Here is a 7,578-nt window from a genome sequence, read left to right as displayed (position 1 = left end):
GGCTATGGCCGAGCCAACTTCGACCTGCTCCGAAAACGCATCCTCGCCCGGGCCTAAACCCAACATCACAAGATCAGCGACAGAGCCCGTTTACCCGTACCTGGCTCTGCACATGAGGTCGTACGCCGACACCTGGGCCTGCCAGCGCTCCACAGCCACAGGTCATCGCGCTGCACCCCGAACACCTGCTTGATCCGCTCCACGGTGTGATCGTCCAGCAGATGCGGAGAGCGCCGCGCCGGCTCCAGCGTCCGCAACTGCTCGCGATTGGCACCCAGCTGCTCCAGCACGACCGCGGTCATCATGTCCACGTCGCTCACCGGCCGCCACTCAGGCTCGCCCCTGCCGTCCCTGCCGCCACCATCACCACGCGCCATGCCTCAGATCGTCCCAGACCGGCACCAGCCGCCCGCCGCACCTTCACCACATCGAGACCCGGGGCGCCTCCCACACCATGATCATTCTCAGCGCCAACGGCTGTTCCTGGGTTCCCCGACCCCGGTGATGATCTGGCTGCGCTGCAACCACGGGCGCGAGGTCAGCTACGCCGACATCGCCGCCGGCGTCGAAATCCCTGACGGTCACCGGCTGCGGCAGGCCGTCCGCGTCGTCCGGGTGATCGCGGCCAACCGGGGCGACCGCCTGGAACGGTTCATGCCCTCAGCCGACCCCGTGCGGCGCGGCCCTGACCGGCGGCGGGTCTTTGTCACCCGCTACATGCGCTCCGGGCACGGCGACGAGTTCAGCGCCCGCGACGCCATGTCCGCCGCACGAGCCGCAATGACCGCGACGAAGGACATGCACCGCGCCACCACCTTCGAGGCCGCCAACCCCCACTCCATCGCCCGCCAGGAGTTCGCCACCATGGCCCAAGCCGCCGACGAGTGCATCACCAAGGTCGCCGGCATCGACACGGTCGGCCCGCAAGCGGTCCGGCGCGAGAACACCAGCCTGCTGACCCAGATGATCGCCGACCTGGAAGCCCGGCTCGCCGAACCGGCAACAGGCTGAACAGGGTCGCCTTCGCGCCACTGTTCACCTGAGGCGGAGCAACTCCACGCAAGCATCAAAGCGGCTGCTCCAGCACGTATTTCAACTCAGCGAATCCGGCCGCCGCATAGAAGGTCTTGGCGCCCTCGTTGAAGTCCAGCACGTCGGTTAACAGCCTCCGGCAGCCCTCCAGCCTGCCTGCATCCCGCACGGCCTCGATCAGCTGACTCGCAACTCCGCGTCTGGCGGCTTTTGGATCCACCGCCAGCTGATTGAGAACGATGAAGGATTCGGCTTGGAGGAACGGGTTTTCCTCGCGACGCACGATGACAGCCACGGCATACCCGACTGGACGATCAATCTCGGCGATGAATGCACGCGTGCTGTCTTTGACCAGGAGAGTCGCGAAGTGGTCGGTCAGCTCCTGTTCGGGTGGGTCGATGCGGTAGACGTCGGGGCGGTGAGCGGCGTGGATCGCATGAACGTGAGGGTTCAGCAGGGCCAGGATTCTGGCGTCCTCTGCTGCGGCGGCACGGATCTTCATGCCGGCACCCTAGATCCTGACCGCTGTCAAGGGAGAACCATTTGTTCAACCCGGGTTCCGCAGTTCGTAGTCACACGTGGCGAGTGGGCTGGGAGAATCTGCAGGTAGATGGCCTGTTGTGAGCTTGGGGCCGCCGCGAAAGGTCGAGAGTGTAGTAACACGACTTCGAAGATTTCATATACATGACCTCTGGGTTCGTGGTTCTGTGTAGTCATGTACTTGCGGTTCACTCGACGAACCAACGCCGACGGCAGCGTCGTCAGATATGTCGCGCTGGCCCACAACCGGCGCGTGGACGGCAAGATCAAGCCGGATGTCCTGATGAACCTGGGCCGGGTCGACCGCCTGGACGTGGGCGGCCTGCTTGGGCTGGCAACCTCCATCCGCAAGCACTTCGGCGGTGGCCCGGACGGCCCGGGCGAAGGCGATGACGCCGTCGAGGTCGGCCATCATGCCGGGAGCGCGCCCATCGAGGTGGTCGATTCTCGCCCTGTCGGCGCCATCTGGCTGCTGGAGGGCCTGTGGCGGCAACTGTCCGTCGCCTCGGCGATCAAGAAGGCGGCCGACGGGCGGCGCTTCACCACCAACATGGAACGCGTGCTGTTCGCGCTGGTCGCCAACCGCGCGATCGCACCGATGAGCAAGCTGTCGGCCGCCGAATGGGCCGGCCAGGACGTGACCATCCCGGGTCTGACCGCGATGGACGACGACCAGGCTTATCGGGCGATGGACCTGCTGGTAGAGGCCGATACCCAAGGCGAAGTCCAGGAGGCGGTGTTCTTCGCCGTCGCCCACCTGCTCAACCTCGAAGTCGACCTGCTGTTCTTCGACACCACCTCCACCTACTTCGAACGCGATGAGGAAGAGACCGGCGAGCAGGCGTTTCGCACCTACGGCAAGTCCAAGGACCATCGCGATGACCTGCCGCAGATCGTCATCGGGCTGGCCGTCACCCGCGAGGGCATCCCGGTCCGCTGCTGGTGCTGGCCCGGCCACACCAACGACCAGAGCGTGCTGAGCGAGGTCAAGGACGACATGCGCGCCTGGAAGCTGGGCCGCGTGATCACCGTGGTGGATCGCGGCTTCACCTCCGCCGACAACCTGGCCTACCTGCGCCGCGCCGGCGGCCACTACATCGCCGGGATGCGGATGCGCGACGGCGGCGCCCTGGTCGAGCAGGCACTGTCCCGGCAGGGCCGCTACCAGCAGGTGCGCGACAACCTGCGGGTCAAGGAAGTCCGCATCGACGGCGCCGGCGACGTCAGGTTCATCATCTGCCACAACCCCGACCAGCAACAGCGCGACCAGCACGCCCGCGAGCAGGCGATCACGCGGATCGAGGCCGAACTGGAGCGGATCAAGGCCCAGCGCGAACGCGAAGCCAAGCGGGAGACGAGCGCCAAGACCCGCGAGAAGGCCGAAGCTGCTCACGTCCGGGCCGAGTGCGCGCTGCGCGATCACCCCACGCTCAAGCGGTGGATCCGCCGGCAGAAGAACGGACGCCTGGTGATCGACCGTGCCAAGGTCAAGGCCGAAGAGCGCCTGGACGGCAAGTATCTGCTGGCCACCAGCGATCCCGACATCAGCACCGAAGATGCCGCGTTGGGCTACAAGAACTTGCTGGAGGCCGAGCGAGGATTCAGGGACATGAAGTCCGAGCTGCTGCTCCGCCCGGTCTTCCACCGGCTCGAACACCGCATCCGCGCGCACGTGCTGATCTGCTGGCTCGCCCTGCTGCTGACCCGGGTCGCCGAACGCGGATGCGAGCAAAGATGGCCCCGGATCAACCGCGAACTGTCCCGTCTGTCCCAAGTCACCCTCGCCGGGCCAGCTGGAACAGTCGTCCACACCACCCCGCTACGACCCGCACAACGAGCCGTCTACCAGGCACTTTCCATCACACCACCGGCACGGGTCTCGCTCTTCGAACCCGCCTGACCCGATCGGCAACCGGCCGCGGAGGGCGTAGACACACGACCCTCCCCGGCCCTACACGCGTTCCCCCAGGTCAACACTCAAATCCGGGCTCCCGTGTGACTACCAACTGCGGAACCCGGGGGCCGGGCCGGGTAGGTTTCGGTGCACCGGCAGGTAGAGGCAGGCGCGGGCGCAGGTGCCGAAACCCTCGGCGGACGCGGGCGGGGGTCAGTCGTTCGGGTGGAGCGGGACGTTCCCACGGGCGGCGCAGGTCGGGTGCAAGCAGGCGGGCGAGCCGGAGCTGGGCGTAGACGATGATGATCAGCCAGGTCCAGCGGTCGGCGGCGTGCGGGTCGCGGATCTTCGGGGCGGTCCAGCCCAGAGTCTGCTTCCACATGCGAAAGGTGTGCTCAAGATCGAATCTGCGCAGGAACGCCTGCCAGAGCCGGTCCAGGTGCGCGGCGGTGATGCCGGTCGCCGAGGTCCACAGCCAGACGGGCTTGGGGTCGCGTTCGCCGGGCAGGTGCTCGACCTGGAGCCGGATGAGGGTGCCGTCGATGATGGGCAGCTCGCCGGGATGCTCCAGCCAGGCGGCGCGGCGGGTGAGCCGGTGGTGCAGCCGGCCCCAGCAGGAGGCGGTGGCGGTGCCGTACCGGCTGGTGCCGGTGGCCGTGGTGTGGGCGGGTTCGCCCCAGGTGGTCTCGTCCTTCATCCGGAACTCGGATCCGTGCAGGGGTGGGCGGCCACCGCCGGGATGGGCCAGCGCGTGCTCGCGGCGGGAGGGAGCAGGACGGCGCAGCACCCGATCGGAGCGCAGTCGGCCCAGCACCTCCACCGGCAGGCCGTCCAAAAGGAAGGCCAGGCGGGCGGTGTCGTACCCGGCGTCGAGCACGATGAGGATGTCTGGGTCGCCCTGGCGCCACTGGCCTGCTTCGATCAGGCGGGCGACCAGGTCGCGGACCTGTGTGGCGGTGACGGCGACCTCATCGTCGTCGGGGCGCAGCCGGATCGCGTCCAGCACCATGGTCCAGGAGGTGCCGCCGGTCTCCAGTGCGGCGATGATCGAGTACGGCCAGCCGGGGATCATCTGATGGTCGCCCTTGCGGCGGCCGTAGACGTGGCAGAACAGCCGCTCGGGACAGGTCGGCGCGTCCGGGCGCAGCCAGGGCGTCACGTCGGCGGCCAGCACGATCCGCCCGCCCGCCGCACGAGGCAGCGCCACCGTGGTCAAGGCCCGGCGGAGCCGGGCGACCTCGATCTGGCCGTGGTTGATCCCCAAAACGTCAGGACACGGTCAGTTCCACATTGCCATGAGGCGTCAGTAGCGGTGGGAAGAGCGGCCCTGCCGCACGTGCGAGCGCTGAGGTGCAACGCGCGGCGCCGTCTGCGCAAAGGGAGGCATCTGGTGGCACATTCAATCGACGCGTCCTGTCGAAATTCAGGACAACTTCGTGGCAATCGGCCCCCGTGCCGGAAATTGCGTTGAGGAGTCGGCCCTGCCAGTCAGGATGAATTCATGATGACCATCTCGGCCTCGCTTGAGCCACTACCGGTGACAATCCTTCTGGATCCGGCTGATGACTACCGTGTTGCTCGGGCTGTGCTGGACTCCCGTGATCGGGCCGGTGGTGTGCTGGTCGTGGATCCCACAGTGGGTACCAGTGCAGCGGTGTCGCTGGCGCGAGACATTCTGGTCGCCCTGGGCAAACAGCCCACCGCGGTGGTCAACAGCCGCCTCGGCACCGCCGTAACATGGAAGGCTGCCACCGCTTGGCTCGCCGCAGTAGGGATCCAGCGTCTGGTTGTGCTGCGTGCGCATCGACTGCCGCAGCGCGGGCTGACCCGGTTGACGCGGCTGGCTGCCGACGCTCCCGTGGCGCTCACCTTGGTGTGGCACGCACCGCCGCCGTCGTGGGAGACGATCTTGGCGACGGCTTGCGTACACCTGACAGAGCAGGTAGTAGCGGCGATTGCGACGGCACAACGCCCGAAGCCTGTCGTACCTGACCTGGATGGGCGAGGGCCTCGTTGCGCGCCGCTGGTGCCCGGCGAGCGAGGCCAGCAGGTGGATCTCGTGCTCGCCCGGGCGCTGCCCGAGCTACCCGGCAGCGATGCGCCGTGGTTCCGCGCCGATGCCCTGCGGCTGCTCAGCCGCGAGGACTTCGCCCGTGTGGATGTCCTATACGCCTACGGCATGAACGCCGCCCGTGCCTTCCTGTCGGCCGATTCCGGTTGTCGCGACATAACGGCTGCTGCCCAGCCAGTGACCCATTCCTGCGATCAGCACCAGTCCCAGGACGAGGGTCGACGCGACAGAAGCGGCCATAGGGCTTGGCGGAATGTGCCCGAGCCCGGGCAGCAGGAGGCCCTGAACAGGAGGTTCGCGCGTGCGGATCCGGCGGGCCGGGTCAGCACGTCGTCATCGGCGACTTCGCGGCAGCCTTGGGCAACCGGTACGAGAGCGCTCGTGTCGTTCCTGGTCGGCCTCGTGGCCGACATGCCGTCGCGAGCGCACAGCCTGGCGGTGCTACGCGGAGCGCAGGCCAGCCTCCTGCACCATGGTGTACACCTGGCGTTGCCCGAACGCCCCGAGGAATGGAGCGGACCGGGGTTCGCGGACCCCCCGCTCACCTCCGCGGTGGCCGAGCAGATCCGCAACCGCGTCATTGACCCCGTGCACGCCGGCGCGCTGGCGGCGCTCCTGGCGACCGGCATGTCGCCCTCCCTACTGAGCTGGGCGCGTCTGTCCAACCTCGCGCCGGACGCCGCGACGCTCAGCAGCTACCTGCCGTTCAGGATCGACTATCCCGTTCCGGTGTGGGGCAGGGATCTGCTCATAGCCGCACGCGTCTTCGTCGCCTGCCACAACGACAGCGGCGATCCGCCCTTACTGAGCCCAGATATCGGCATCGGCCAGGCAGCTCCGCCGCCTCATCAACTTAGGGCTCGCCTACACCAACAACACCTGGACCCTCGATCCCACCACCCCATAACCAGCAGACGGGCCAGCGCATACCGACCCGTCCACCAAGATCTTCAGGACGCTCCTAGGGCGTGTCCCGTAGATCTTGGTCGGTCTGTCGGTGGTCATGGTTAGTATCGGGCGCGTTCGGCAGTCGGTTTTCTATCGAGGGAGTAGCGATGCTGCGTGCTGTGTTCGTACGAACCCTGAAGGCTGGCGTGACGTATGAGCAGTTCAAGGAAGCTTGGGTTCCGGCGGATACGGACGGCTATCCCGCGAAGGTCAGCGTCTCGCGCAATGTCGCCGACGACCGGCAGGTGATCACGGTCCTTGAGATGGACATGTCCCTGGCCGAGTTCGAGGACAGGCGCACAGAGCTGACCCGTCCGGACGCACTGGAGCGGCTTGCCGAGATCGTGGATACGACCGAGTTGGAGGGCCTGTATGAGGAGGCCTTCAATGACAAGGATCTGTGAAGTCTCAGGTGAGTGATGTCGTTCAGGTCCGAGCAGATCGCGAGGCTGGCCGAGTCCGGGTGGTCTGGCTGCCACTCCGTGGCCGAAGCGGTGGCGCAGGCCGGGCTACCGGCGTTGACGCCTGACTACCTGGCGACCGCCTTCTCCGATGATCTGTGGGAGGCCGGCGAACGCGCGGTGCTCGCCCTCCGAAACCACTTCGCTGCGGCTCGCTTCGCGGATGAGGTGAGGTATGGGATTCTGCTGATACCTGACCCTGGCAAACTGGATACCCGACGCCCGCTGACCGCGGCCGTGCGAGCGGGCCAGTTCAGCACACCCACGAAGGACGTGTTCGACGAGCGGCTGCCCGCCGGTTCCCTCGGTATCCGGCCCGGTAGGCCGTGGACCATGGTCGCCACGGTGACCGGTGTTTACGGACCGTCTCTGGGCAGCCACAACCAGATCGTGGCGGGGCCTTCGACGTCGTTCACGGTGGCCGGCACTGACACCAGGGCGCTGATGATCCGCCAACTCTGGGGTGCCCGAGTCCTGCAAAGCGGCCGTGACCTGCCTGACTGCGAAGCAAACCAGAGGTGGACGTTCACGCTGTTTTGAAGTTCCCCCCGAGGTGAGGACACCCCTGACAATGGATCTTGTCCATAGAGGGGAGCCTTCGGGTGGCACGACCGTCCAAGTTCGGCGATGAG

8 protein-coding genes are annotated in these 7,578 nt (G+C 67.0%); 5 read left to right on the top strand and 3 right to left on the bottom strand.

Going from position 1 to position 7,578, the window contains the following annotated elements; translation table 11 throughout:
- Window positions 1–65: 65 nt before the first annotated feature.
- Window positions 66–377, bottom strand: a complete 312-nt coding sequence (locus tag AB0F17_RS66025) for a hypothetical protein (protein ID WP_358047708.1) — start codon at window positions 375–377, stop codon at window positions 66–68.
- Window positions 378–501: 124 nt separating this feature from the next.
- On the opposite strand from AB0F17_RS66025, the gene AB0F17_RS66020 reads away from it, so the two are divergent.
- Window positions 502–1,011: a hypothetical protein gene (locus AB0F17_RS66020; RefSeq protein ID WP_358047706.1), complete on the top strand. Its 510-nt coding sequence runs from the start codon at window positions 502–504 to the stop codon at window positions 1,009–1,011.
- Window positions 1,012–1,066: 55 nt separating this feature from the next.
- Here AB0F17_RS66020 and AB0F17_RS66015 read toward each other — a convergent pair whose 3' ends face one another.
- Window positions 1,067–1,534, bottom strand: coding sequence for a GNAT family N-acetyltransferase (locus AB0F17_RS66015; RefSeq protein WP_358047705.1), 468 nt, complete (start codon window positions 1,532–1,534; stop codon window positions 1,067–1,069).
- A gap of 213 nt (window positions 1,535–1,747) precedes the next feature.
- On the opposite strand from AB0F17_RS66015, the gene AB0F17_RS66010 reads away from it, so the two are divergent.
- Window positions 1,748–3,472 (top strand): IS1634 family transposase, encoded by a 1,725-nt coding sequence (locus AB0F17_RS66010; protein WP_358047703.1) that lies wholly within the window; start codon window positions 1,748–1,750, stop codon window positions 3,470–3,472.
- A 70-nt stretch (window positions 3,473–3,542) separates the two neighbouring features.
- Here the strand turns inward: AB0F17_RS66010 and AB0F17_RS66005 are convergent, their stop codons facing one another.
- On the bottom strand, window positions 3,543–4,730 hold the full coding sequence (locus AB0F17_RS66005; RefSeq protein WP_358047702.1) for an NF041680 family putative transposase: 1,188 nt from the start codon (window positions 4,728–4,730) through the stop codon (window positions 3,543–3,545).
- A gap of 237 nt (window positions 4,731–4,967) precedes the next feature.
- On the opposite strand from AB0F17_RS66005, the gene AB0F17_RS66000 reads away from it, so the two are divergent.
- The 3 genes from AB0F17_RS66000 (at window position 4,968) to AB0F17_RS65990 (ending at window position 7,486) form a co-directional block, all read left to right on the top strand.
- Window positions 4,968–6,548: a hypothetical protein gene (locus AB0F17_RS66000; RefSeq protein WP_358047700.1), complete on the top strand. Its 1,581-nt coding sequence runs from the start codon at window positions 4,968–4,970 to the stop codon at window positions 6,546–6,548.
- A gap of 44 nt (window positions 6,549–6,592) precedes the next feature.
- Window positions 6,593–6,889: a hypothetical protein gene (locus tag AB0F17_RS65995; protein WP_358047698.1), complete on the top strand. Its 297-nt coding sequence runs from the start codon at window positions 6,593–6,595 to the stop codon at window positions 6,887–6,889.
- A 78-nt stretch (window positions 6,890–6,967) separates the two neighbouring features.
- Complete coding sequence (locus AB0F17_RS65990) at window positions 6,968–7,486, top strand: hypothetical protein (protein ID WP_358047696.1); 519 nt, start codon at window positions 6,968–6,970, stop codon at window positions 7,484–7,486.
- Window positions 7,487–7,578 lie beyond the last annotated feature (92 nt).

Source organism: Nonomuraea sp. NPDC026600, assembly GCF_040638335.1.
Lineage (GTDB): Bacteria > Actinomycetota > Actinomycetes > Streptosporangiales > Streptosporangiaceae > Nonomuraea.
The sequence above is the reverse complement of the archived record's forward strand: the minus strand, read 5'-3'. Positions and strand labels throughout refer to the sequence as shown.